This window comes from Sinorhizobium sp. NG07B, from assembly GCF_002532005.1.
In the GTDB taxonomy this organism is placed as follows: domain Bacteria; phylum Pseudomonadota; class Alphaproteobacteria; order Rhizobiales; family Rhizobiaceae; genus Sinorhizobium; species Sinorhizobium fredii_C.
This window is the reverse complement of sequence record NZ_NWTD01000001.1, coordinates 1,592,983-1,616,430: the sequence shown is the minus strand read 5'-3', so window position 1 is coordinate 1,616,430 and position 23,448 is coordinate 1,592,983. Positions and strand designations below refer to the sequence as shown.

At 62.1% G+C, this 23,448-nt stretch carries 15 protein-coding genes and 1 pseudogene; 7 read left to right on the top strand and 9 right to left on the bottom strand.

Annotation, left to right across the window (positions count from 1 at the left end):
• Nucleotides 1-188: 188 nt before the first annotated feature.
• Both CO664_RS07750 and uvrA read right to left on the bottom strand, forming a co-directional pair.
• Nucleotides 189-983: pseudogene (locus CO664_RS07750) on the bottom strand (DUF72 domain-containing protein); the annotation flags it as partial.
• Between the two features lie 137 nt (nt 984-1,120).
• Nucleotides 1,121-4,042 (bottom strand): excinuclease ABC subunit UvrA, encoded by a 2,922-nt coding sequence (gene uvrA / locus CO664_RS07745; RefSeq protein ID WP_097538614.1) that lies wholly within the window; start codon nt 4,040-4,042, stop codon nt 1,121-1,123.
• Between the two features lie 282 nt (nt 4,043-4,324).
• On the opposite strand from uvrA, the gene CO664_RS07740 reads away from it, so the two are divergent.
• Nucleotides 4,325-4,843 carry a single-stranded DNA-binding protein gene (locus CO664_RS07740; RefSeq protein WP_097538319.1) on the top strand — a complete coding sequence of 173 codons (519 nt, stop codon included), beginning with the start codon at nt 4,325-4,327 and terminating at the stop codon, nt 4,841-4,843.
• A gap of 162 nt (nt 4,844-5,005) precedes the next feature.
• On the opposite strand, the gene CO664_RS07735 is transcribed toward CO664_RS07740, so the two are convergent.
• Entirely contained in the window at nt 5,006-5,653 is a 648-nt protein-coding gene (locus tag CO664_RS07735) for a MarC family protein (protein ID WP_097524819.1), read from the bottom strand.
• 307 nt (nt 5,654-5,960) lie between these two features.
• Between CO664_RS07735 and gyrA the strand changes: the two genes are divergently transcribed.
• Entirely contained in the window at nt 5,961-8,744 is a 2,784-nt protein-coding gene (gene gyrA / locus CO664_RS07730) for a DNA gyrase subunit A (protein ID WP_097538318.1), read from the top strand.
• Nucleotides 8,745-8,826: 82 nt separating this feature from the next.
• Here gyrA and CO664_RS07725 read toward each other — a convergent pair whose 3' ends face one another.
• The 3 genes from CO664_RS07725 to trxB form a co-directional block, all read right to left on the bottom strand.
• On the bottom strand, nt 8,827-9,762 hold the full coding sequence (locus CO664_RS07725) for a lytic transglycosylase domain-containing protein (protein WP_097538317.1): 936 nt from the start codon (nt 9,760-9,762) through the stop codon (nt 8,827-8,829).
• A 685-nt stretch (nt 9,763-10,447) separates the two neighbouring features.
• A complete protein-coding gene (locus CO664_RS07720) occupies nt 10,448-11,344 on the bottom strand; it encodes a LysR family transcriptional regulator VtlR (RefSeq protein ID WP_037425154.1) in 897 nt (298 codons plus the stop codon).
• A gap of 114 nt (nt 11,345-11,458) precedes the next feature.
• On the bottom strand, nt 11,459-12,433 hold the full coding sequence (trxB, locus tag CO664_RS07715) for a thioredoxin-disulfide reductase (RefSeq protein ID WP_097538316.1): 975 nt from the start codon (nt 12,431-12,433) through the stop codon (nt 11,459-11,461).
• Between the two features lie 406 nt (nt 12,434-12,839).
• On the opposite strand from trxB, the gene CO664_RS07710 reads away from it, so the two are divergent.
• From CO664_RS07710 to CO664_RS07695, 4 genes are all read left to right on the top strand, one after another.
• Entirely contained in the window at nt 12,840-13,310 is a 471-nt protein-coding gene (locus CO664_RS07710) for an Lrp/AsnC family transcriptional regulator (RefSeq protein WP_012708105.1), read from the top strand.
• Between the two features lie 99 nt (nt 13,311-13,409).
• Nucleotides 13,410-14,222, top strand: coding sequence for a glycosyltransferase family 2 protein (locus CO664_RS07705; protein ID WP_097538315.1), 813 nt, complete (start codon nt 13,410-13,412; stop codon nt 14,220-14,222).
• A 20-nt stretch (nt 14,223-14,242) separates the two neighbouring features.
• A complete protein-coding gene (locus tag CO664_RS07700; RefSeq protein ID WP_097538314.1) occupies nt 14,243-15,274 on the top strand; it encodes a glycosyltransferase in 1,032 nt (343 codons plus the stop codon).
• Complete coding sequence (locus tag CO664_RS07695; protein WP_037425108.1) at nt 15,271-16,293, top strand: glycosyltransferase; 1,023 nt, start codon at nt 15,271-15,273, stop codon at nt 16,291-16,293. Before CO664_RS07700 ends, CO664_RS07695 begins: the two co-directional genes overlap by 4 nt.
• A gap of 3 nt (nt 16,294-16,296) precedes the next feature.
• Here CO664_RS07695 and CO664_RS07690 read toward each other — a convergent pair whose 3' ends face one another.
• Nucleotides 16,297-17,352: a glycosyltransferase family 4 protein gene (locus tag CO664_RS07690; RefSeq protein ID WP_097538313.1), complete on the bottom strand. Its 1,056-nt coding sequence runs from the start codon at nt 17,350-17,352 to the stop codon at nt 16,297-16,299.
• A gap of 138 nt (nt 17,353-17,490) precedes the next feature.
• Nucleotides 17,491-17,967, bottom strand: coding sequence for a transcription elongation factor GreA (gene greA, locus CO664_RS07685; RefSeq protein WP_014764680.1), 477 nt, complete (start codon nt 17,965-17,967; stop codon nt 17,491-17,493).
• Nucleotides 17,968-18,256: 289 nt separating this feature from the next.
• On the opposite strand from greA, the gene CO664_RS07680 reads away from it, so the two are divergent.
• A complete protein-coding gene (locus tag CO664_RS07680; RefSeq protein ID WP_097538312.1) occupies nt 18,257-19,708 on the top strand; it encodes an MFS transporter in 1,452 nt (483 codons plus the stop codon).
• Nucleotides 19,709-19,781: 73 nt separating this feature from the next.
• Here the strand turns inward: CO664_RS07680 and carB are convergent, their stop codons facing one another.
• The gene (carB, locus tag CO664_RS07675; protein ID WP_097538311.1) at nt 19,782-23,273 is read right to left on the bottom strand and encodes a carbamoyl-phosphate synthase large subunit; all 3,492 of its coding nucleotides are present in this window, start codon (nt 23,271-23,273) and stop codon (nt 19,782-19,784) included.
• Nucleotides 23,274-23,448 lie beyond the last annotated feature (175 nt).

Here is a 23,448-nt window from a genome sequence, read left to right as displayed (position 1 = left end):
AACAGGTACCCGGCGTTCCTCAGTGCTACTAGCAATTGCGCAGCGTGGCGGGAATGTGAAGCGCACGCCTGGTGATTCGGCTCACTACATGTTGTGGCCGCGAATTGGCATCCGAAGTCCGGTACGACCCCTTGAATGCGGCACTGCGGGCGCGACACCGGCACTCTTGCGGGCGCGTCAGTCCACCCCCGCTTCTGCAGTTCCCGCGCCCCATTTGGCGCATTCAACTTGCCGGAGCTGATGAAGAAGGCAAAGACGTCACGCGCCGCCTTGTCGGCCTTGCGATCCGGCGCGCTCTTCTCCAGTCCGTCCGGCTCGCCGCCGGCGGCAAAGGTCTTGAGCCTTTCGGCCCAGAGATCGAGACTCGCCGGGGGATAGCAGGTTTTCACGTCGTCGCTGCCTTTCTGCAGCCGCGCGTAGACAAAATCCGCGGTGACGTCCGCGATCATCGGATAGTCCTCGTGTTCGGCGAGGACCGCCGCCGTCTTGTATTTGTGCAGAAGCTCGACGAACTCCGGCACCTGAAAAGTGGGGTGGCGGACTTCCACAACGTGGCGGAGCTTCAGGCCGTCCTGCTTTTCCGGGAGCAGCTTCAGAAAGCCCTCGAAGTCATCCGGATCGAACTTCTTGGTCGGCGCGAACTGCCACAGTATGGGGCCGAGCCGGTCGCCGAGTTCCGTCAAACCCTGCGTCAGAAACCGCTCCATCGATTCGCCGGCTTCGGCCAGCACCTTGCGATTCGTCACGAAGCGGCTGGCCTTCAGCGAGAAAATAAATCCGTCCGGAACCTCCGATGCCCATTTGGCGAAGGTCGCCGGTTTCTGCGAACTGTAATAGGTGCCGTTGACCTCGATGGTGCGCAGCTCCTTGCCGGCGAATTCGAGTTGCCGCTTCTTCGGAAGATCGGCCGGATAGAAGCTCGTCTCCCAGGGTTCGAAATTCCAGCCACCGATGCCGACGCGGATCTTCCCGGTTTCTGCCATCATCTCCTCCTCGATACCCAGAACACTCGTGCTGCTCATCGCATTCGCCGGTCCGTTCTGGACCGATCATCCGACACATAAGCCCTGGCGGATGCGAAGATCATCCGCCACCCGTTTCTCCGCGCAAGCATCGTTGATCACTCGGCCGCTACGACCTTCCTCACCGGCCGGCGTTCCAGAAGCTCCTTCAGGAACTGGCCGGTATAGGAGCGTGGTTCCTTCACCACGTCTTCCGGCGTTCCCTTGGCGATGACCTCGCCGCCGCCGTCGCCGCCCTCCGGGCCGAAATCGATCACCCAATCGGCGGTCTTGATGACCTCGAGGTTGTGCTCGATCACGACAACCGAATTGCCCTGGTTGACGAGTTCATGCAGAACTTCAAGAAGCTTGGCGACATCATGGAAATGCAAGCCTGTCGTCGGCTCGTCAAGGATGTAGAGCGTGCGCCCGGTCGAGCGCTTCGACAGTTCCTTGGCAAGCTTGACGCGCTGCGCTTCGCCGCCCGACAGCGTGTTCGCCTGCTGGCCGATCTTGATATAGCCGAGCCCTACCTGGTTGAGCGTCACCAGCTTGTCACGCACGGCCGGAACGGCCGCGAAGAATTCGACGCCTTCTTCCACGGTCATGTCGAGCACGTCGGCGATCGACTTGCCCTTGAAATGCACGTCGAGCGTTTCGCGGTTGTAGCGCTTGCCGTGGCAGACGTCGCAGGTGACGTAGACATCCGGCAGGAAGTGCATCTCGATCTTGATGACGCCGTCGCCCTGGCAGGCCTCGCAGCGTCCGCCCTTGACGTTGAAGGAGAAGCGGCCGGGCTGATAGCCGCGCGCCTTTGCCTCCGGCAGGCCGGCGAACCAGTCGCGAATCGGCGTGAAGGCGCCCGTATAGGTCGCCGGGTTCGAGCGCGGTGTCCGGCCGATCGGCGATTGGTCGATGTCGATCACCTTGTCGATATGCTCGAAGCCATCGATCCGGTCGTGATCGGCGGGGTTTTCGCGCGCCCCCATGACCCGGCGGGCGGCCGCCTTGTAGAGCGTCTCGATCAGGAAGGTCGACTTGCCGCCCCCCGAAACGCCGGTGACGGCTGTGAAGACGCCGAGCGGGATCGACGCGGTCACATTCTTCAGATTGTTCGCCCGCGCCCCTACAACCGTGATTTCCCTCTTCTTTTTCGGCTTCCGCCGTTCGCTGGGAACCGCGACGCAGAGTTCGCCGGAGAGATATTTGCCGGTCAGCGACTTCGGGTTGGCCATGATATCGGCGGGCGCACCTTCGGCGACGATCTCGCCGCCGTGAATGCCGGCGGCCGGGCCGATGTCGACCACATGATCCGCCGTCAGGATCGCGTCCTCGTCATGCTCGACGACGATGACCGTGTTGCCGATGTCGCGCAGATGCCGCAGCGTCTCGAGCAGACGGGCATTGTCGCGCTGGTGAAGGCCGATCGACGGCTCGTCGAGCACGTAGAGCACTCCGGTCAGCCCGGAGCCGATCTGTGAGGCCAGCCGAATACGCTGGCTCTCGCCGCCCGAAAGCGTGCCGGAATTGCGCGAGAGACTGAGGTATTCAAGGCCGACATCGTTCAGGAAGCGCAGCCGCTCGCGAATCTCCTTGAGGATGCGCACGGCAATTTCGTTCTGCTTGGTGCTGAGCCGCTCGGGAAGCGTTTCGAACCAGTCGCGGGCAGCGCGGATCGACATCTCGGTGAGTTCGCCGATATGCAGCCTGTCGATCTTGACCGCCAGCGCCTCCGGTTTCAACCGGTAGCCGGCGCAAGCGGGGCAGGGTGCCGCCGACATGAAGCGCTCGATCTCCTCGCGCGCCCAGGCGCTGTCGGTCTCCTTCCAGCGCCGCTCGAGATTGGGCACGATACCTTCGAATGTCTTCGTCGTATTGTAGGAGCGGGCGCCGTCCTGGTAGTGGAAGGTGATCTTCTCGTCCGTGCCGTGCAGGATCGCCCGCTGCGCTTCCTCGGAGAGCTCGCTCCAGCGACTGCCGAGTTTGAAGTCGAAGACCTTGCCGAGCGCCTCGAGCGTCTGGTTGTAATAGGGCGATGTCGATTTCGCCCAGGGCGCGATGGCGCCGTCCCGCAAGGTCCGGTTCGGCTCGGGAACGATCAGCGCCTCGTCGATCTTCTGCTGGCTGCCGAGACCGTCGCAGGTCGTGCAGGCGCCGAACGGATTGTTGAAGGAGAAAAGCCGCGGCTCGATTTCCGGAATGGTGAAGCCGGAGACCGGGCAGGCGAACTTTTCCGAGAACAGCACGCGCTCATGCGTCTCGTTGAGCGACTTGTTGGCAGAACCGCCGGCGGCCGTCTCTTCCGGCGGCAGCGGCCTGTCGGCGAATTCGGCGATCGCCAGCCCGTCTGCGAGCGTCAGGCAGGTTTCGAGGCTGTCGGCCAGTCGGGTGCCGAGGTCGGGACGCACGACGACGCGGTCGACGACGACGTCAATGTCATGCTTGTATTTCTTGTCGAGCGCCGGCACGTCGGCGATCTCGTAGAATTGGCCGTCGACCTTGACGCGCTGAAAGCCCTTCTTCATCAGCTCGGCGAGTTCCCTCTTGTACTCGCCCTTGCGGCCGCGCACGAGCGGGGCAAGGATATAGAGCCGCGTGCCTTCGCCGAATTCCAATACGCGATCGACCATCTGGCTGACCGTCTGGCTCTCGATCGGCAGGCCCGTCGCCGGCGAGTAGGGCACGCCGACGCGTGCGAAGAGCAGGCGCAGATAGTCATAGATCTCGGTGACCGTGCCGACCGTCGAACGCGGATTGCGCGAAGTCGTCTTCTGTTCGATCGAGATTGCCGGCGACAGCCCGTCGATCTGGTCGACATCCGGCTTCTGCATCATCTCCAGGAACTGCCGGGCATAGGCCGACAGGCTCTCGACATAGCGGCGCTGGCCCTCGGCATAAATCGTATCGAAGGCGAGCGAGGATTTTCCGGAGCCCGAAAGGCCGGTCATCACGATCAGCTTGTTGCGCGGCAGGTCAAGGTCGATGCCCTTGAGGTTATGCTCGCGCGCGCCGCGAATGGAGAGGGTCTTGAGTTCGCTCATCGGAAGCCAGTTTTGCATGTCGGTTGAAAGCCTCCTATGTAATGACGACAACGCCCATGTCGAGGCGCAATCGGCAAAGAGGCGGCTCAATTGCGATTCGGTTGACAAGATAATAAGGCAATATTAGAACAAAAAAAGAACAAACATAAGCCGCGGCCTGCCAAATGAGCTGTGGATTGTGTAGGATGCGGGGCGTATCGGCGGCGGCTCACCGCTAAGATGCGCCCTCTTGAGACATTTGAAAGCCGGGCCGCGGTTCGGTGAAAACACGGGAAAAGCGATATGGCTGGTAGCGTCAACAAGGTGATCTTGATCGGAAATGTCGGGGCCGACCCGGAAATCCGGCGCACGCAGGACGGCCGGCCGATCGCCAATCTCCGGATCGCCACGTCGGAGACCTGGCGCGACCGCAACAGCGGGGAACGGCGCGAAAAGACGGAGTGGCACAATGTGGTCGTCTTCAACGAAGGCCTGTGCAAGGTCGTCGAGCAATATGTGAAGAAGGGCGCCAAGCTCTATATCGAAGGCCAGCTGCAGACCCGCAAATGGCAGGACCAGAACGGCAATGACCGTTACACCACCGAGGTCGTGCTGCAGGGCTTCAACTCGACGCTGACGATGCTCGACGGCCGCGGCGAAGGCGGCGGCGCCAGAAGTGGCGGCAGCGACTACGGCGGCGGCGGCGGTTACGAGGATTACGACCAGCCGCGGCAATCTCCGGGCGGCGGCCGCTCCGGCGGCCAACCAAACCAGGGCGGCGGCAATTTCTCCCGCGATCTCGACGACGACATTCCGTTCTGATCGGTCAGCGTCAATCGCTCGGGACATATTCGGCCCGCCTCTACAGTGCCGCGCGTCTTTTCAGACGCGCAAAGGTCGCTGTAGCACTTTGACTTGCTGCATGTCTTTGTCCTGAAATCGAAGTCGATTTAAGGACACATGCAGTTGCGGGCCGTTGCGTTTTCAGCCGAGGCTCTGAATTGGGATTTGAAAAGCAGAACGCACGCCGTCGACGACGAACTGAACGGCGAGCGCCGCCAGGATCACGCCGAGGAGGCGGGTGAGGATCGCCCGACCGGTAACCCCGAGGAAACGGTCGATCCGGTCGGCGATCACCAGCGCCAGGAAGAGCGATGCCATCGAGGCGGCGATGACGACGAGGAGTTGGACGCGCTCGAGGACCGAGGGAAAGGAACTGCCGAGCAGGATCGTTGCCGAAATCGCCCCCGGACCGGCGATCAGCGGCAGGGCGAGGGGGAAGACGGCGATATTATGGATGTGGTCCTTGGTCACCGCCGTTTCTCCGGTCTTTTCCTTTCTCTCCTGGCGTCGTTCGAAGATCATCTCGAAGGAAATCCAGAAGAGCAGCAGGCCGCCCGCGATGCGGAAAGCGCCGATCGAGATGCCGAGCAGGCCGAGAATGCCGTCGCCGAAAAGGGCAAAGGCGGCGAGGATGAAAAAGGCGATCAGCGAGCCGCGGGTCGCGACCTGGAAACGCTCCTGCCGGCTCAGACCGACCGTGAGGCTCAGGAAAATGGGCGCAAGACCCGGCGGGTCGAGTGTTACGAGCAGCGTCGTCAACGCATTGATCAGCAGATCGACATTGAACATCCGTTCCCCCTCCGGATCGCTGTCCGGGTCTTTCTCCGGTAGCGGCGCTGCATTCTTAGGCAACCGATGCGCGCTTGGGAAGGGCCGGCTAGCCAAGCGTTGCGCGATAGCCTAAAGCAGCTTCACGCCAAGGAACGCCGCATCCGTCCGAGACATACGGAGAAGCTCTTCCGATTTGTGGATTCTTGCCCTAGAAAAGCCCGTTCCGGCGGCAAAAGACTGTTCAAAACCATCGGCCAAAATTGGCGCTTGAAGCTGCATTCGGCTATAAGAACTGACTGATTCTGAACAAAGATCGTGATCGACATTGACTGAGCAAAGCACTCCCGGCGGCGGAAAGACTCCGCCAGGCATCGAGCCGATTTCCATCATCGAGGAAATGCAGCGGTCCTATCTCGATTACGCCATGAGCGTGATCGTTTCCCGCGCCCTTCCCGATGTGCGCGACGGTCTGAAACCGGTTCACCGCCGTATCCTTTACGGGATGAGCGAACTCGGCATCGATTGGAACAAGAAATACGTCAAATGCGCCCGCGTCACCGGTGACGTGATGGGTAAATACCATCCGCACGGCAACATGGCGATCTACGACGCACTGGCGCGCATGGCGCAGGATTGGTCGCTCAGGCTGCCGCTGATCGACGGCCAGGGCAATTTCGGTTCGGTCGACGGCGATCCGCCGGCGGCCGAACGCTATACCGAGTGCCGGCTGCAGAAGGCGGCCCATTCGCTGCTCGATGACCTCGACAAGGAAACGGTCGATTTCCGCGACAATTACGACGGCACCTTGCAGGAGCCGGTCGTCGTTCCGGCGAAATTTCCGAACTTGCTCGTCAACGGCGCGGGCGGCATCGCCGTCGGCATGGCGACCAACATCCCGCCGCACAATCTGAGCGAAGTCATCAATGGCTGCATTGCGCTGATCGATGATCCGGCACTCGAACTGCCGGAGCTGATGCAGATCATTCCGGGCCCCGACTTTCCGACCGGGGCGCTGATCCTCGGTCGCGCCGGCATTCGCCAGGCCTATGAGACGGGCCGCGGTTCGGTGATCATGCGCGGCCGCGCCCATGTCGAGCCGATGCGCGGCGATCGCGAGCAGATCATCATCACCGAAATTCCCTATCAGGTGAATAAGGCGACGATGATCGAGAAGATGGCCGAACTGGTGCGCGACAAGCGTATCGAAGGCATTTCCGACCTGCGCGACGAGTCCGACCGCCAGGGTTACCGCGTCGTCATCGAGCTGAAGCGCGATGCCAATGCCGAGGTCATCCTCAACCAGCTCTATCGCTATACGCCGCTGCAGACCTCCTTCGGCTGCAACATGGTGGCGCTGAACGGCGGCAAGCCCGAGCAGCTGACGCTGCTCGACATGCTGCGCGCGTTCGTCTCCTTCCGCGAGGAAGTCGTTAGCCGGAGAACGAAATTCCTGCTGCGCAAGGCCCGCGAGCGCGCCCATGTCTTGGTCGGCCTTGCCATTGCCGTCGCAAATATCGACGAGGTGATCAAGCTCATCCGTCATGCGCCGGATCCGCAGACCGCCCGCGAACAATTGATGGAGCGCCGCTGGCCGGCCCATGACGTCGACGCGCTGATCCGGCTGATCGACGATCCCCGCCACCGCATCAACGACGATGGCACCTACAACCTCTCGGAAGAGCAGGCCCGCGCCATCCTCGATCTACGCCTGCAGCGCCTCACCGCGCTCGGTCGCGACGAAATCGGCGACGAACTCAACAAGATAGGCGAGGAGATCCGCGACTATCTGGAAATCCTCTCCTCGCGGCTGCGCATCATGCAGATCGTCAAGGACGAGCTCGCGGCCGTCCGCGACGAGTTCGGCACGCCGCGCCGCACCGAGATCGCCGATGGCGGTCCGGATATGGACGACGAGGATCTGATCGCCCGGGAGGACATGGTCGTTACCGTCTCCCACCTCGGCTACATCAAGCGCGTGCCGCTGACGACCTATCGGGCGCAGCGCCGCGGCGGCAAGGGTCGCTCCGGCATGGCCACGCGTGACGAGGATTTCGTTATCCGGCTATTCGTCGCCAACACCCACACGCCGGTGCTGTTCTTCTCGTCGCGCGGCATCGTCTACAAGGAGAAGGTCTGGCGCTTGCCGATCGGCACGCCCCAGTCCCGCGGCAAGGCGCTGATCAACATGCTGCCGCTCGAACCCGGCGAACGAATCACGACGATCATGCCGCTGCCAGAGGACGAGACGACCTGGGAGAACCTGGACGTGATGTTCTCGACGACGCGGGGCACCGTTCGCCGCAACAAGCTTTCCGACTTCGTCCAGGTCAACCGCAACGGCAAGATCGCGATGAAGCTCGAGGAGGAGGGCGATGAGATCCTCTCCGTCGATACCTGCACGGAATTCGACGACGTGGTGCTGACGACGGCCTGCGGGCAATGCATCCGTTTCCCGGTCTCTGATGTCCGTGTCTTCGCTGGCCGCAACTCGATCGGCGTTCGCGGCATTTCGCTCGCCGACGGCGATCGGATCATCTCGATGGCGATCCTCGCTCACGTCGAAGCCGAGCCGTGGGAGCGGGCGGCCTATCTGAAGCGGTCGGCAGCCGAACGCCGCGCCGCAACCGGCGAGGAAGAAGAGATCGTGCTTGTCGGCGAGGAGGTCACCAATGGCGGCGAACTCTCCAACGAGCGCTACGAGGAACTGAAGGCGCGCGAGCAATTCGTGTTGACGGTCTCCGAAAGGGGCTTCGGCAAGCGCTCCTCGTCCTACGACTTCCGCACTTCCGGCCGTGGCGGCAAGGGCATCCGTGCCACCGATACATCGAAAACTGCGGAAATCGGCGAACTCGTCGCGGCCTTCCCGGTCCAGCACAACGACCAGATCATGCTGGTCTCGGACGGTGGCCAGCTCATCCGCGTACCTGTCGACGGCATCCGCCTGGCAAGCCGGGCCACCAAGGGCGTTACGATCTTTTCGACCGCCAAGGACGAGAAGGTCGTCTCCGTCGAGCGGATCAGCGAGCCGGAAGGCGACGATGAGATCGAGGAGATCGTCACGGCCGGCGAGGCCATCGTTGCCGAACCGCCGGCCGACGCCGACGAGTGAGCAACTCGCCACACAGGAAAAAGCCCGCCTATGGCGGGCTTTTTTGTCGGTGAGGCACGGCCGGAATGACAGCGCTCGCCGGTCAGTTCTTGAAGACGATGCAGGCGCCGCCGTTGCGGCGAATCGTCGTGCAGAGCTTGTCCGCCTCGCTTCGCGTCTGGCGGCCGATGCGGGCTGCATAACGCGTTCTGCCGCCGAAGCTGCCGTTGCGCTCGCGCACAACGAGCGCCTTTTCGCCGTTGATCGGCGCCGGCAGTCTTTTCACGGCGTTCAGGAACAGGCGGTGCGCGATGGTTTTCCTCTGGTGGGCCGCCAATTGAACGCCCCAGGGCGCCCATGGCGCCTCGTCCACAACGACGATTTCGCGCAGCCGCCGGCTGTTGGCGAGCGCGACACAGCCGTCCAGGAAGCTCTTGGCCTTGTCGAGCGCGAGATCGAGCGATTTCGGCGGGTTGTCGCGCCAGTCCTCCACCGGGTGGGCGGTGATCGCCAGAACGTATTCGCGCGTCTCATAGGGCAGCCAGTCAACCTCGAGAAACCGTTCGAGGCCGGCCTCTCCAGCATTATAGGCGGCCGCCGCAAAACCGAGATTGCCGTAGCGGAGCTTGAGTTCACTCAAATACTCGGCGGATTTGGCGAGCGCCGCCACGGCGTCGAAACTGTTTGTGAGACCGCGCAGCTTCGCCGTTCCCGGCATGAACTGCGCAATGCCCTCGGCGCCTTTCGGGCTGACAGCGTCCGGCTGGAACAAGCTTTCGCGCCAGATCAGCCGAGCAAAAAACGGCGCCGGCAGGTCGTTCGCATCCGCATAATGCTCGATGATGCTGCAGACGTCCCGCGCGAAGTTCTCACGGGTGATGCAGAGGGGGATTGATGGATTTTCCGTAGAGACACCGGAGTAAAGGCACTTTCGCGCGGTGACCGGCGAGTCGGTCCGAGCCTCGGTCACATCGGCCAAGGCGGCTGCGGACAGGTACAGCGCCAAGCCGGCCCCGGCAGCACGCGCCAGACGTCCCATTCGGTTACCCCAGATGTGGCATCGGCCCGCTCTGCTCGGTATGACCATATGGCTCCTCGGCGATGAACGAGTGAACATCAATAGCATTTTCGCCGGAGGCAAGAAACTGCGCAGACGCGGCAGACGACCGAGGATAATCTTCTCATGGCGGCGGGCAAAAAAAAGGGCCGCAAGCGAACTTGGGCCCTGTCAGTTGTGAAGGTTTCATAACCTCCAGAGGGGAACAGCTGATGCGGCGGCCGGGGAGGAGGAAGCCGCCAGATGCACCAACTGAAAGCTATATGGGGAGCGCGTCGCGCGCGTTCAATGGCTTCGCCGCAGATTTTCGCAACTGATGGCTGTGCCTATTTGCGGGCAAAAAAAGAGGGCCACAAGAAAACTTGGGCCCTTGTAGTTGTGAAGGTAATTAGAACCTCCAGAGGGGAACAGCTGCTGCGGTGGCACTGGGAGGAGAAGCCACCAAAGATGCATCAGCTGGATTTGGTATGCTGCTTTTTTGAGCGAGGGGCAATCATTTAATATGCATGACAGCCATGCCGCCTGCGCATCCCTGCCTATTTTTGCGTCGCACAGTTTCGTTGCGATGCGATACAATTTTAGATGGTAGGCGAATACTATTAAAGAAAACAAATGGTTGATGCGGGTATGGGGCGACTGCCCACAAAGCGGGCAATCGCTCTGCAGCTCAAAAGTTCCAGTTGCGCGCCTTGGCGACAATAAAGTCGCGAAAGACCTTGAGCTTCGCAGCGTTCTTCATTTCGTCCGGATAGCAGAAATAGGTATCGAATGAGGGGATCGCCGCGCTGATCGGCAGCTGGATCAAACCGGGATCCCGGCCGACGATGTAGTCGGGGAGCATGGCAATGCCGATTCCAAGCAGGCAGGCACGCTTGATCGAAGTTTGACTGTTGATCTGCAGGTGCGAGACGCGCGGATTGTCCGGATCCCGCCCGGCAATCTCCAGCCAGTTCACGTCCAGCAGATAGTTTGGTGCCGGTTCGCCGAAGGTGATGATGCGGTGGTTGTCGAGATCCTGGATCGACTGCGGCTCGCCGTTTTTGTTGATATAGGAGGGCGCGGCATAGATGTGCATGTGCACCGTGAACAGCTTGCGCTGGATCAGGTCCGATTGCTGCGGCTGGCGCAAACGGATGGCGCAGTCGGCATGCCGCATGTTCACGTCGAGCTCTTCATTGTCGAGGATGAGCTGGACCTGGACGTCGGGGTAGAGGGCCATGAACTCCTGGACCTTGTCGGTCAGCCAGCCCTGGCCGAGGCCGACGGTCGTGGTGATGCGCAGCTTGCCGCTAGGCTTGTCGGTCGTTTCGCTGAGCTGCGCCTTGACGCTCTCGAGCTTCATCAGCACTTCGTGCGCCGTCCGGTAGAGCATATCGCCCTGTTCGGTCAGAATCAGTCCGCGCGCGTGGCGGTGAAACAGCTTGATGCCGACATCCTGTTCGAGCGCGCTGACCTGCCGGCTGATGGCGGATTGCGAGAGGTGGAGTTTATCTGCCGCATGCGTGAACGAGCCGGCCTCTGCCGCCGCATGAAATATGCGCAATTTGTCCCAGTCTAGCGACATGAAATCCCCCATAAAGGACCGTTCGGAGGAACAGGGTAGAGTCCTCCGCGCGTCACCGATGCGTCTGTTCCCACACGGGGCCGGCCTCCCGACACTAGCCCCGTTTTGCAGCTTCTATTCGGCTGCAATTGCGACGGGCATATGACCCGCCAGATATTTCTCCGCCTCGAGTGCCGCCATGCAGCCCATGCCGGCGGCGGTGACGGCCTGACGATAGATGTCGTCGGTCACGTCCCCGGCAGCAAAGACCCCGGCGACATCGGTCGCGGTCGAGTCCGGCGCCGTCCAGAGATAGCCGTTCGGCTTCTGGCGCAGCTTGCCCTTGAAGAGTTCGACGGCCGGCGCATGACCAATGGCCACGAAGACGCCATCCGTTCCCATATCCGAAATTGCCCCTGTCTTGGTATTGCGGAGCTTCACGCCGTTGACCGAGGCAGGCATAGGCGGCTTTGCCGGCGTGCCGAGATACTCGACCACCTCATGGTCCCAGACGATCTTGACGTTCGGCTTGGCGAACAGGCGTTCCTGCAGAATCTTTTCGGCCCGGAAGGCATCCCGGCGATGCACGACGGTGACCGTCTTGGCCAGGTTCGAGAGGTAAAGCGCCTCTTCGACGGCGGAGTTGCCGCCGCCAACGACGATCACGTCCTTGTTGCGATAGAAAAAGCCGTCGCAGGTGGCGCAGGCAGAAACGCCGAAGCCCATGAAAGTCGGTTCGCTCTCGATGCCGAGCCACTTGGCCTTGGCGCCGGTCGCGATGATCAGGGCATCGGTCGTCCATTCGGTACCGCTGTCCGTCTTGATGCGGAACGGCCGCACGGAAAGGTCGACATCGGTGACGATGTCGCTGACGATCTCCGCGCCGACATGCATCGCCTGCTTCAGCATCTGTTCCATCATCCACGGGCCCTGGACCGGATCGGCATAGCCCGGATAGTTCTCCACATCCGTCGTGATCATCAGCTGACCACCTTGCTCCATGCCGGCGATGAGAACTGGCGAAAGCATGGCGCGGGCCGTATAGATCGCTGCGGTGTAGCCTGCAGGGCCGGAGCCGATGATCAGCACTTTGGTGTGGCGGGCGGTCATGCTTTGGTCCTTAATTTGCCGGACGGACGGCTGGTCGAAGTCAGGCTCGGGTTCGATGCTGGAAAATATCGCCTTAGTTTAGGTATTCACAGCGCGCTCTTTCAAGGGCACTGCTGCTGATACACACAAGTGCTTGCGTCCGCACCATGAATTTGACACCAGATCGGGCATTTTTGCATCGCTTTTGCCGGAAACCAGGTAATCCCGTACCTGCAACCCGGCGAGATCATGCAGGGCACCTTCGACGGCAGAAAGGTTTTTGTGCACGCCGGGCGCAGCACTCTCGTTCAGAGACGCGGTTACGTGCTACCCACAGGGGTAAGATAAAATCGCCTCGGCGAGACCGGCTACGGCGGACGAGAAAGACCTCGTGCACCGGGGTCCATGGAAACGGGGATGTTGGCAAATGGTCCTACGCGTCGACCTCGATGCAATCGACATGAAAATCCTGCGCGAACTGCAGGGTAATGGCCGCATGACGAATGTGGAATTGGCCGAACGCGTGGGCATCTCGGCGCCGCCATGCCTGCGCCGCGTTCGCAAACTCGAAGAGGCAGGCGTCATCCGCGGCTACCGGGCGCTGCTGAATGCCTCCGCCCTCGGTTACGATCTCGTCGCCTTTTGCATGGTCGGGCTGAAGCACCAGTCGGACGCCAATCTCAAGGCCTTTGCCGCCCGCACCGCCTCGTGGCCGCTCGTCCGCGAGGCCTGGATGGTCTCGGGTGAATCGGACTTTCTGCTTCAATGCGTGGCCGAGAACCTTGCGGCCTTTCAGGATTTCGTTATTGAGGAACTCACCGCAACCGACAATGTCGATACGGTGCGTACGATGCTGACGATCCGCCAGGTGAAGGACGCCTGCCAGGTGGAGATCTAGCGAAGCGTCGCCGCAGCCAATTCGTCAGGGCGAGCTGGGCAGCAGAACCCTGATACATGAGCCTTTCGCGCCACGCAGGCGGCCGGTCAGAAGATTTCCATGACGTCAAAGCTTCCGCTCTCCGCTTTCATCATCTGCTTGAACGAGGAGGCCTATCTCGGCAATTGCATCGAGAGCCTCGAGCAATGCGCCGAGATCGTCATCGTCGATTCAGGCTCGACCGACGAAACGGCGGCGCTGGTGCAATCCTATATCGATAGGGGCTGGCCCATCCGCTTCATGTACGAAGAATGGCGGGGCTATGCCGGGCAGAAGCAATTCGCCCTGGAGCAGTGCCGTCAGCCCTGGTGCTTCAACATCGATGCGGACGAGCGGTTCGACGAAGCGTTGAAGGCTCTGTTGCCGTCGCTCCTGAACGCCCCCGACGACATCGTCGGCTGGCGCGTGGCGCGGCGCCCCTATCTGATCGGCTACGGCTACCCCCCGGAAAAGGTGCACGAACGGCGCAATCTTCGTCTGGTCCGCCGCGGCCGCGGCCGCTACGACCTGGACCAGAAGGTGCATGAAGGGATCGTCCCGGACGGCCAGGTGGGCGCCGCCCGCTCCGGCAGCCTGCTGCATTATCGGCCGCTGATCCTCGACGAACAGATCCTCAAGGAGAACAAGTATTCGACGCTCAAGGCGGATCAGCAGTTCGCCGAGGGCAGGGTGATGCGCCCCTACAAGATGCTGTTCGGCCCGCCGCTCTACTTCTACCGGCTCTATTTTCGCAACGGCCTATGGCGCTGCGGCTTTCCAGGCTTCATCGAAGCGATGACCGGGGCGGTCTACGCGTTCCTGACCGCGGCCAAGATTTATCAGCGGCATGCGCTGAAAGTCCGGCCCAATGTCGACGACGCGCTTTCCCGCTAAGGCCCCCGGACAGGTGACCCATGAAAGTCATGCATATTCATTTCGGCAAGGAAGGCGGCGCGGAACGGTTCTTCGTCAATCTCGTCAAAGCCCTGCATGACCGTGGCGTCGAGCAACGCGTGCTGATCCGCCCCGGACGTAGCTGGCGCGGCGAAATCGAAGGCAGCGCCAAGATCTACGAAGGCGTCTTCCGCCGGATTTCGTTGTCGCGGTTTTTCCTGCAGTGGCGGATGTCGCGCATCCTCAGGGAGTTCCGGCCGGATGTCATCATGGCCTGGCAGCTGCGCGCCAGCCGCTTCATGCCTTCTTACAAGAAAGCCTTCCGCATTTCTCGTCTGGGTGACTATCCGGAGCATCTCGGCTACTACACCAATGTCGAGACATTGGTTTGCATCACCCCGGACATTGCCACCAAGGTTCGCGAATTCGGATGGCGCCGCGATATCGAAGTGATCGCTAATTTCACGCGGGCAACGCCCGTTGCACCGATATCCCGGTCTGAGATGCGGACGCCCGCCGACGCCTTTGTCGTCGTCGGCATGGGACGTTTCGTCAAGCGCAAGGGCTTCGACGGGCTGCTACGCGCCGTCCAGAAGGTCGAGGGCGTCCATCTTTGGCTGCTCGGAGACGGGCCCGAACGGAACGAGCTGGAGCGGTTGACCGACACACTCGGCATAGGCGATCGTGTGCGCTTTCCCGGCTGGCAGACCAATGCCTATGGTTACCTTGCCGCGGGTGACGTCTTCGCGATCAATTCCTCGCATGAGCCTCTCGGCAATGTGTGCTTCGAGGGTTGGGGCGCCGGCAAGCCGACCATTGCCGCACGGGCCGAAGGGCCTTCCTGGGTGATGACTCATGAGCGCGATGCCTTGATGGTCGATTGCGGCGATGACGAGGGTCTTGCCAACGCGATCCGCAGGCTACGCGACGATACGGTGCTTCGCGAAAGGCTGAGTGCCGGCGGCCGCGACACGCTGCAGTCGCGCTTTTCCGAGAGGGCGATCACCGACGCCTATCTCGAGCTCTTCGCAAGAGGTGCAGCGCAGCGATGAAGGTCATGCACTTTCACTTCGGCAAGGATGGCGGAGCCGAGCGTTTTTTTGTCCACCTCGTTAACGCCCTGGCCGAACGCGGCGTCGAGCAGACAGCGGTCATCCGGCCCCAGCGCCTGTGGCGTCCTGAAATCGAGGGCGCGGCGAGGATAACGGAAAGCCATTTCCGCAACCTGTCGCTCGATCGGCTGGCGCTGCCGCGCAAGGTGATGCGGATGGCGACGCGCGACAGGCCGGACGCTCTGATGGCCTGGGCTCCGCGCGCCAGCCAGCTGATGCCGGCCTACAGGGGCTGCATCAAGATTTCCCGGCTGGGCGACTATCCGCCACGCCTCGATTACTTCCGCAACACGGACTGCCTCGTCTGCAATACGCCGGGAATTGCCGAGCATGTCCGCTCGCTCGGCTGGAAGCGCGATGTCGAGATCATCTCGAACTTCACCAGCACCGAACGGGTGCAGCCTGTCAGCCGGGCGGTGCTCGACACGCCGGAGGACGCGCCCGTCATCATGTCGATGGGCCGCTTTGTGGAACGCAAGGGCTTTCATACGCTGATCGAAGCGGTCGCCAAAGTGCCCGGCGTTTACCTCTGGCTGCTCGGCGACGGCGAGGAAGGGGACAACCTTCGGAGACTTGCCACCGATCTCGACGTCGTCCAGAGGGTCCGCTTCGCCGGCTGGCAGAAGGACACGAGACCGTTCCTCGCAGCCGCCGACATCTTCGTCATGGCTTCCAGCCACGAGCCGCTCGGCAACGTCATCCTGGAGGCCTGGGCCCAGGGAACGCCGGTCGTCTCCAGCCGATCGGAGGGGCCGCAATGGTTCATGCGCGACGGCGGAAACGGTCTGATGGTCGATATCGGCGATGCCGACGGCTTCGCGCGCGCGATCGAGCGGATTGCCAACGACCGCAGCCTGGGTACTGCGCTCGCCGAACGAGGACACGAGACGCTGGTCGGCCAGTTCTCCAGGGAAGCGATCACCGACGCCTATCTGAGGCTGTTCGCTTCGAAGCAGTAAGCTTCAGCGCATCAGCCCGTCGTAGACTGCACCGATCGCCCGAGCTTCGCCCTCGATGGCGAAATCCCTGGAACTCCGCGCCAGGCCGTTTGCACCGGCAGCCGCAAGCCGCGCCGGGTCGTCCATGAAGGCGGCGGCTCCATCGACCATCGCTTCGAGATTTCCGGCTGGGATGATCAGCCCGGTCTCGTCCGGTCCTTCCGCGATCAATTCGGAAAAGGCGCCGACGTCGCTAGCCACGACCGGCACGCCGCTCGCCATCGCCTCCAGCGGCGTCAGGCCGAAGCCTTCCCAGCGCTGCGGTGCGACGAAGAGGTCAAGCGCACGGTACCAATCGGGAATATTGGTGTGCTCGCCGACGAATAGAATGCGGTCGGCGAGCCCCGCCTTGGCAACGCGCTCCTTCAATTCGACCTCGAAGGCGAGGTGAGGGCCTGTGGCGCGCCCGGCAACGATCGCGCCCCATTCCGGTCGGCCGGGCAGAAGCGCGATCATGCTGTCAACGAAAAGGTCGGTTCCCTTCTGGTGGCGGACACGGCCGAAGCAGCCGGCATATTTCCGGGAGGGGTCGAGATTAAGCGTTTTTTTCGTAGCCGCCTTGTCGACCGGCGGGTGGAAGCGGTTCGTGTCGATCCCGTGCAGGATGACCGTGCTCGGAACCTCCAGATAAGCGGCGGTTTTCGAGCTTGTGGAGATTACCGCGTCCATCCGGCGGATCAGGAACTTGCTCCATCCGGTATGCCGCCGCTGCGAGGCAGAGGTGAAGACGATGCGGAGCTTCATCCGCAGCAGGTCGCGCAGGAGGATTGCCGGCAGCATCTCGACGTTGCGGCGCGCATGCCAGACGCGGCAGCGGCGGCCCGGCGGCTTCTGCCAGAGATGGATCAGGTCGCGATACCGGACCGACGGCAAACTCTTGGGGAGCCCGGGACCAAGGACCGCGATCTTTTGCCCAAGCTTGCGCTGGACGGGAATGAGCTGGATGATCGTCGAAGTGACGCCGGAGAGACGGCGCTTGAAGTTGGGCGCAATAACCTCGATGTCCCGGATATCGGCCACGTAAGCGCTCTCCTTGCGCCGCTTGCAATCAGGTGTCGGGGGAAGAGGGGCCGAACGAATGCCGCGCGCCGTGCGGAGTGGGTGAGGCCCTGGTCATGCCCCGCCGCCTTTCCGTGTTCGGCTGCTGGATTCGGGCGATCAGCCCCACTGAACGGCGAGGATTTCGTAGGCCTTGGAACCACCGGGGGCGTTCACTTCGATCGAATCGCCAACCTCCTTGCCAATCAATGCGCGGGCGATCGGAGAAGAGATAGAAATGCGGCCGGCCTTGACGTCGGCTTCCTGGTCGCCAACGATCTGATAGGTCTTTTCTTCCTCGGTGTCCTCGTCGACGAGCTTCACCCGCGCGCCGAACTTGATTTTCGAGCCGGACATTTTCGAAAGGTCGATGACCTCCGCCCTGGCGATCAGGTCCTCGAGCTCGGAGACACGGCCCTCATTGTGGCTCTGGGCCTCCTTGGCGGCATGGTATTCGGCATTTTCCGACAAGTCCCCATGGGCGCGCGCTTCGGCGATCGCCTCGATGATTCGCGGGCGTTCTTCCTGCTGGCGCCAGCGCAGCTCTTCCTGCAGATTCGCGAATCCACCCTGGGTCATCGGAACTTTGTCGACCATTTCATCGTCCTTTATCAAGCGCGCGGCGCCGCCTCCCGGCGGCGCCGACGCAAAAGAAAACGGTCCCCGGAGCCGAAGCACCGGAACCGTCCGAAACATTCGAACCGTTCTTATAACAGAAACGGAAGCGCGAAAGCCAGATTTTTCGAGACGCTCCGCGCCGGGGCGAAGGCTGTGTCCAACCTCGAGATCTTCAAAAAATAGCCTTCAGTACAAAAAGCCGCTTTACCTCAACAGCACTTCAGGTTGTATCAGTCCAGGTTCCATGAACAAGCGATCGGAACCAACCATGAGTCTACTCGAAGAGAAGCCAAGGACCTCCAGCGTGACGAAGCACAGGCCAGGCGAGGGACGCTGGAGCGAGTTGCTGAAGAGAGATCATCTTGCTGCAACCGTGACCCTGTGCCTTGGCGTCGCGCTCTTTGCCTTCAACGAGTTCTTTATTTCGACGGCCTTGCCTACGGCGGTCGAGGAATTCGGCGGGGCGGCCTTGCTGTCCTGGGCCTTCACGCTCTATCTGGTTTTCGCCATCATCGGCGGCGCCCTGGCGGCCAATCTGAAAGCCAGGTTCGGCGCGCGCAGCACGCTGATCGCTGCCGCGCTGGTCTTCGCCGCCGGCACGGTGATCGCGACCGTCGCGACCGGCATGCCTCAAGTGCTCGCCGGCAGGTTGCTGCAGGGGCTCGGCGAAGGAATCATTGCCGGGGTTTGCTATGCACTCATCCCCGAGCTTTTCCCGCCGCGCCTCGTTCCCAAGGTTTTCGGGGCAGAAGCGATCGTCTGGGCGTCGGCCGCCTTTGCCGGTCCGCTGATCTCCGGACTGCTCACGGAATATTGGTCGTGGCGGGCCGCCTTCTTCGTCAACATACCGGCCGTCGCCGTCTTCATAGCGCTCGTCATTGCGATCGTCGGCCAGCCGAAGCGAGGTGGCGGCGATGTCGGCGCCGTGCCTTTGCTGCGACTCTTCGCATTCGGGCTCGGCATTTTGTTGATCTCGCTCTCGAGTACGGCAAGCAGTGCCTATGTAACGGCGGCTTTGCTGGTGATCGCACTCGCCGTCTTCATCACCGCGATCCGATCCGACCGCAGATCGCCGAATTCCATTCTGCCGTCCTGCGCTTTCGCGAACCGAAGCGCGCTTGGCAGCGGTCTCTGGATTATCCTGTTGATGCCGCTCGCCCAGGCGTCCGGCTCGGTCTATCTCGTCTATTCGCTGCAGCAGCTTTGGGATTTCCGACCGACGGCCGCCGGCTTTTCGAGCGCTTTGATGGCGATGTCCTGGAGCGTAACGGCAATTCTGGTCGCCAGCCTGCCATCGCACGCGATTCGGGTTCGGCTGATGTGGACGGGGCCGCTGATCCTCGGCCTTGGCCTCGTCGGGCTGACACTCGCCGTCTGGAGCGACGAGCACCGGCTTGTGTTCATCGGACAGGCGGCTATCGGCGCCGGTTTCGGCATCAGTTGGGGAACGCTCAGCCAATTCCTGATGGACATCTCGAGCAAGGAGGAGCGCGACAAGACCTCGGCGCTGCTGCCGACGCTGCAATCGGCCGGCTATGCGATCGGCGCCGCCCTTTTCGGCGTAACCGCCAACGCTTTCGGCTTCGATGAAGGTGCCAGCGACCATGTGCTGGCGATGTCGCTGCTTGCCGTATTTGCGCTGGCTTGCGTCATCGCGGTCGCATCGGTTTTCTTCGCCTTCAGGACGCTGCGCCTGACGCGGCAGGGCGCCGCGTGGTAGCGCAACTCTCCTGGAAGCGTCTATCCATTACCGAGCCTTGGCGCACCCGATAGGGGCGCGCCGGGGGCATCCGTCAAGCGTCGAAGTAGCTCTGTAGCGGACGCACTTCCAGGTTGCCTGCCTTCAGCGCCTTGATGGCGTGCGCCGCGGCTTCGGCTCCGGCCATGGTCGTGTAGTAGGGGACCTTCTGCATCAGCGTCGCGCGGCGCAGCGACTTCGAGTCGGAGATCGCCTTGTTGCCGTCAGTGGTGTTGATGACAAGCTGGATCTGGCGGTTGCGGATGGCGTCCTCGACATGCGGCCGTCCCTCGAGCACCTTGTTGACCTTGGTGGCGGTAATGCCGTTTTCGCCCAGGAACCGGGCCGTACCGCCGGTCGCCATCACCTTGAAACCGATGTCCGCGAGAACGCGGATGGCCGGCAGAACCCGTGCCTTGTCCTCATCGCGAACCGAGACGAACACCGTTCCGTCACGCGGCAGATCGACGCCGGCGCCGAGCTGGGACTTGGCGAAGGCAAGCGCATAGTCGGTGTCGAGGCCAATCACTTCGCCGGTCGAGCGCATTTCCGGGCCGAGCAGGGTGTCCACGCCCGGGAAGCGGGCGAAGGGGAACACGGCTTCCTTGACGGCAATGTGCTTCAGATTGCGAGGATCCGGCTTCTTGCCATAGGCAGCGATCGCATCATCCAAGTTTTCTCCAGCCATCACTCGCGCGGCGATCTTCGCGATCGGCGCGCCGATCGTCTTCGCGACGAAGGGGACCGTGCGGGAGGCGCGCGGATTGACTTCGAGCACGTAGATCGTGCCTTCCTTGATGGCGAACTGCACATTCATCAGCCCGCCGACATTGAGTGCCTTTGCAAGCGCCGCCGTCTGCCGCTCGAGCTCGTCGACGAGGTTCTTGTCGAGCGAGTGCACCGGCAGCGAGCAGGCCGAGTCGCCGGAGTGAATGCCCGCTTCCTCGATATGCTCCATGATACCGGATACGAACACATCCTTGCCGTCGCACAGGCAATCGACGTCGACTTCGATCGCATTGGTCAGGTAGCTGTCAAAGAGCAGCGGGTTCTTGCCGAGCAGCGTGTTGATCTGGCCCGTCTTGTCGTTCGGATAGCGCTGCTTGATGTCTTCCGGCACGAGGCCGGGAACCGTGTCGAGCAGGTAGGTCTGCAGCATACTTTCCGAATGGATGATCTGCATCGCGCGGCCGCCGAGAACATAGGACGGACGCACGACCAGCGGAAAGCCGATTTCGGCGGCGACGAGGCGTGCCTGCTCGACGGAGTAGGCGATGCCGTTGCGCGGCTGGTTGAGGTCGAGCTTCATCAGAAGCTTCTGGAACCGGTCGCGGTCTTCGGCCAGATCGATCGCGTCGGGTGCCGTCCCGAGGATCGGAATGCCGTTCTTCTCCAGCGCCTCCGCAAGCTTCAATGGCGTCTGGCCGCCGAACTGAACGATGACGCCGTGCAGCGTGCCGTTTTCCTGCTCGGCGCGCATGATCTCGATGACGTCTTCCGCGGTCAGCGGCTCGAAATAGAGCCTGTCGGAGGTGTCGTAGTCGGTCGAAACCGTTTCCGGGTTGCAGTTGACCATGATCGCCTCATAGTCGGCGTCCTTCAACGCGAAGGCCGCGTGACAGCAGCAATAGTCGAACTCGATCCCCTGGCCGATCCGGTTCGGGCCCCCACCCAGGATGACCACCTTCTTGCGATCGGAAACCTGTGCCTCCGAGCGCGCGGCGCCGACGAACGGCGTTTCATAGGTGGAATACATGTAAGCGGTCGGCGAAGCGAATTCCGCCGCGCAGGTGTCGATGCGCTTGTAGACCGGGCGGACATTCAACGCGTTGCGCAGTTCCGCGACTTCCTTCGGGCGCTTGCCGGTCAGCGTCGCGAGACGCGCATCGGAAAAACCCATGGCCTTCAGCATTCTGAGGTTTTCGGCATCCTGCGGCAGCCCGTGCTCGCGGATACGGGCCTCCATGTCGACGATCGCCTTGAACTGAGCGATAAACCACGGATCGATCTTGCAGGCCTCGTGCACTTCCGCCTCGGTCATGCCGAGGCGCAGCGCCTGGGCCACCATGCGCAGGCGGTCGGGGGTCGGCGTGCCGAGCGCCGCACGGATGGCGTTGCGGCCATCGCCGTCGGCGTCGAAATCGGGAACTTCGATTTCGTCGAGACCGGTGAGCCCGGTTTCAAGCCCGCGAAGCGCCTTCTGCAGCGATTCGGCGAAGGTGCGGCCGATCGCCATGACTTCGCCGACCGATTTCATCGCGGTGGTCAGCGTCGGTTCGGCACCGGGGAACTTTTCGAAGGCGAAGCGCGGGATCTTGGTGACGACGTAGTCGATCGACGGTTCGAAGGATGCCGGCGTGGCTCCGCCGGTGATGTCGTTCTCCAGCTCGTCGAGCGTATAGCCGATGGCAAGCTTCGCGGCGATCTTTGCGATCGGGAAGCCTGTCGCCTTGGAGGCGAGGGCCGAGGAACGCGAAACGCGCGGGTTCATCTCGATGACGACCAGACGGCCGTTTTGCGGGTTTACCGCGAACTGGACGTTCGACCCGCCGGTCTCGACGCCGATCTCGCGCAGCACCGCGATCGAGGCGTTGCGCATGATCTGGTACTCCTTGTCGGTCAGCGTCAGCGCCGGCGCGACGGTGATCGAATCGCCCGTGTGGACGCCCATCGGGTCGATGTTCTCGATCGAGCAGATGATGATGCAATTGTCCGCCTTGTCGCGGACGACTTCCATTTCATATTCCTTCCAGCCGAGGACCGACTCCTCGATCAGGACTTCCGTCGTCGGCGACGCATCGAGGCCGCTGCCGACGATCTCGAAGAATTCCGAGCGGTTGTAGGCAATGCCGCCACCCGTGCCGCCAAGAGTGAAGGAAGGCCGGATGATCGCCGGAAGTCCGACGTCGTCAAGCGCTTGAGCGGCGATCGCCATGGCGTGGTTGACGTAGCGCGCCTTGCGATCGCCTTCGCCGAGATTCCACTGGTTCTCGAGTTCATCGAGGGCGGTGTCGAGTTCGCCACCGGAAAACTTCGCCTTGAGCGCGGCACGTTCCGCCTCATGCGCCTTGCGATCCTGGTCCTTGATGTCGGTGGCATTCGCCAGCCGCGACTTCGGCGTCTCGAGCCCGATCTTGGCCATCGCCTCGCGGAACAGGGCGCGATCCTCGGCTTTGTCGATCGCCTCGGGCTTGGCGCCGATCATCTCGACATTGTAGCGGTCGAGGACGCCCATCCGGCGGAGGGAAAGCGCCGTGTTCAAGGCCGTCTGGCCGCCCATGGTCGGCAACAGCGCGTCCGGGCGCTCCTTGGCGATGATCTTCGCGACCACCTCAGGGGTGATCGGCTCGACATAGGTCGCATCGGCCAGCCCCGGATCGGTCATGATCGTCGCCGGGTTGGAATTGACGAGAATGACGCGGTAGCCTTCCTCCTTGAGGGCCTTGCAAGCCTGGGTGCCGGAATAATCGAATTCGCATGCCTGGCCGATCACGATCGGCCCCGCGCCGATGATGAGGATCGATTTGATATCTTGGCGCTTCGGCATGGTTCTCATCCGCTTTCTGGTTGCGCGAAAAACCGGCCGAGGTGGGAGATCACCGGCCGGGTGCGCAATGAATGGTCTTTTCAGGCTAGAAGCGGCTTATAGGCAAATGTCCCTGCCAGCGGAACCCCGAAAATTCCGGAATCGACAATTAGGCGCAGATATTTGCGCGCTCAAC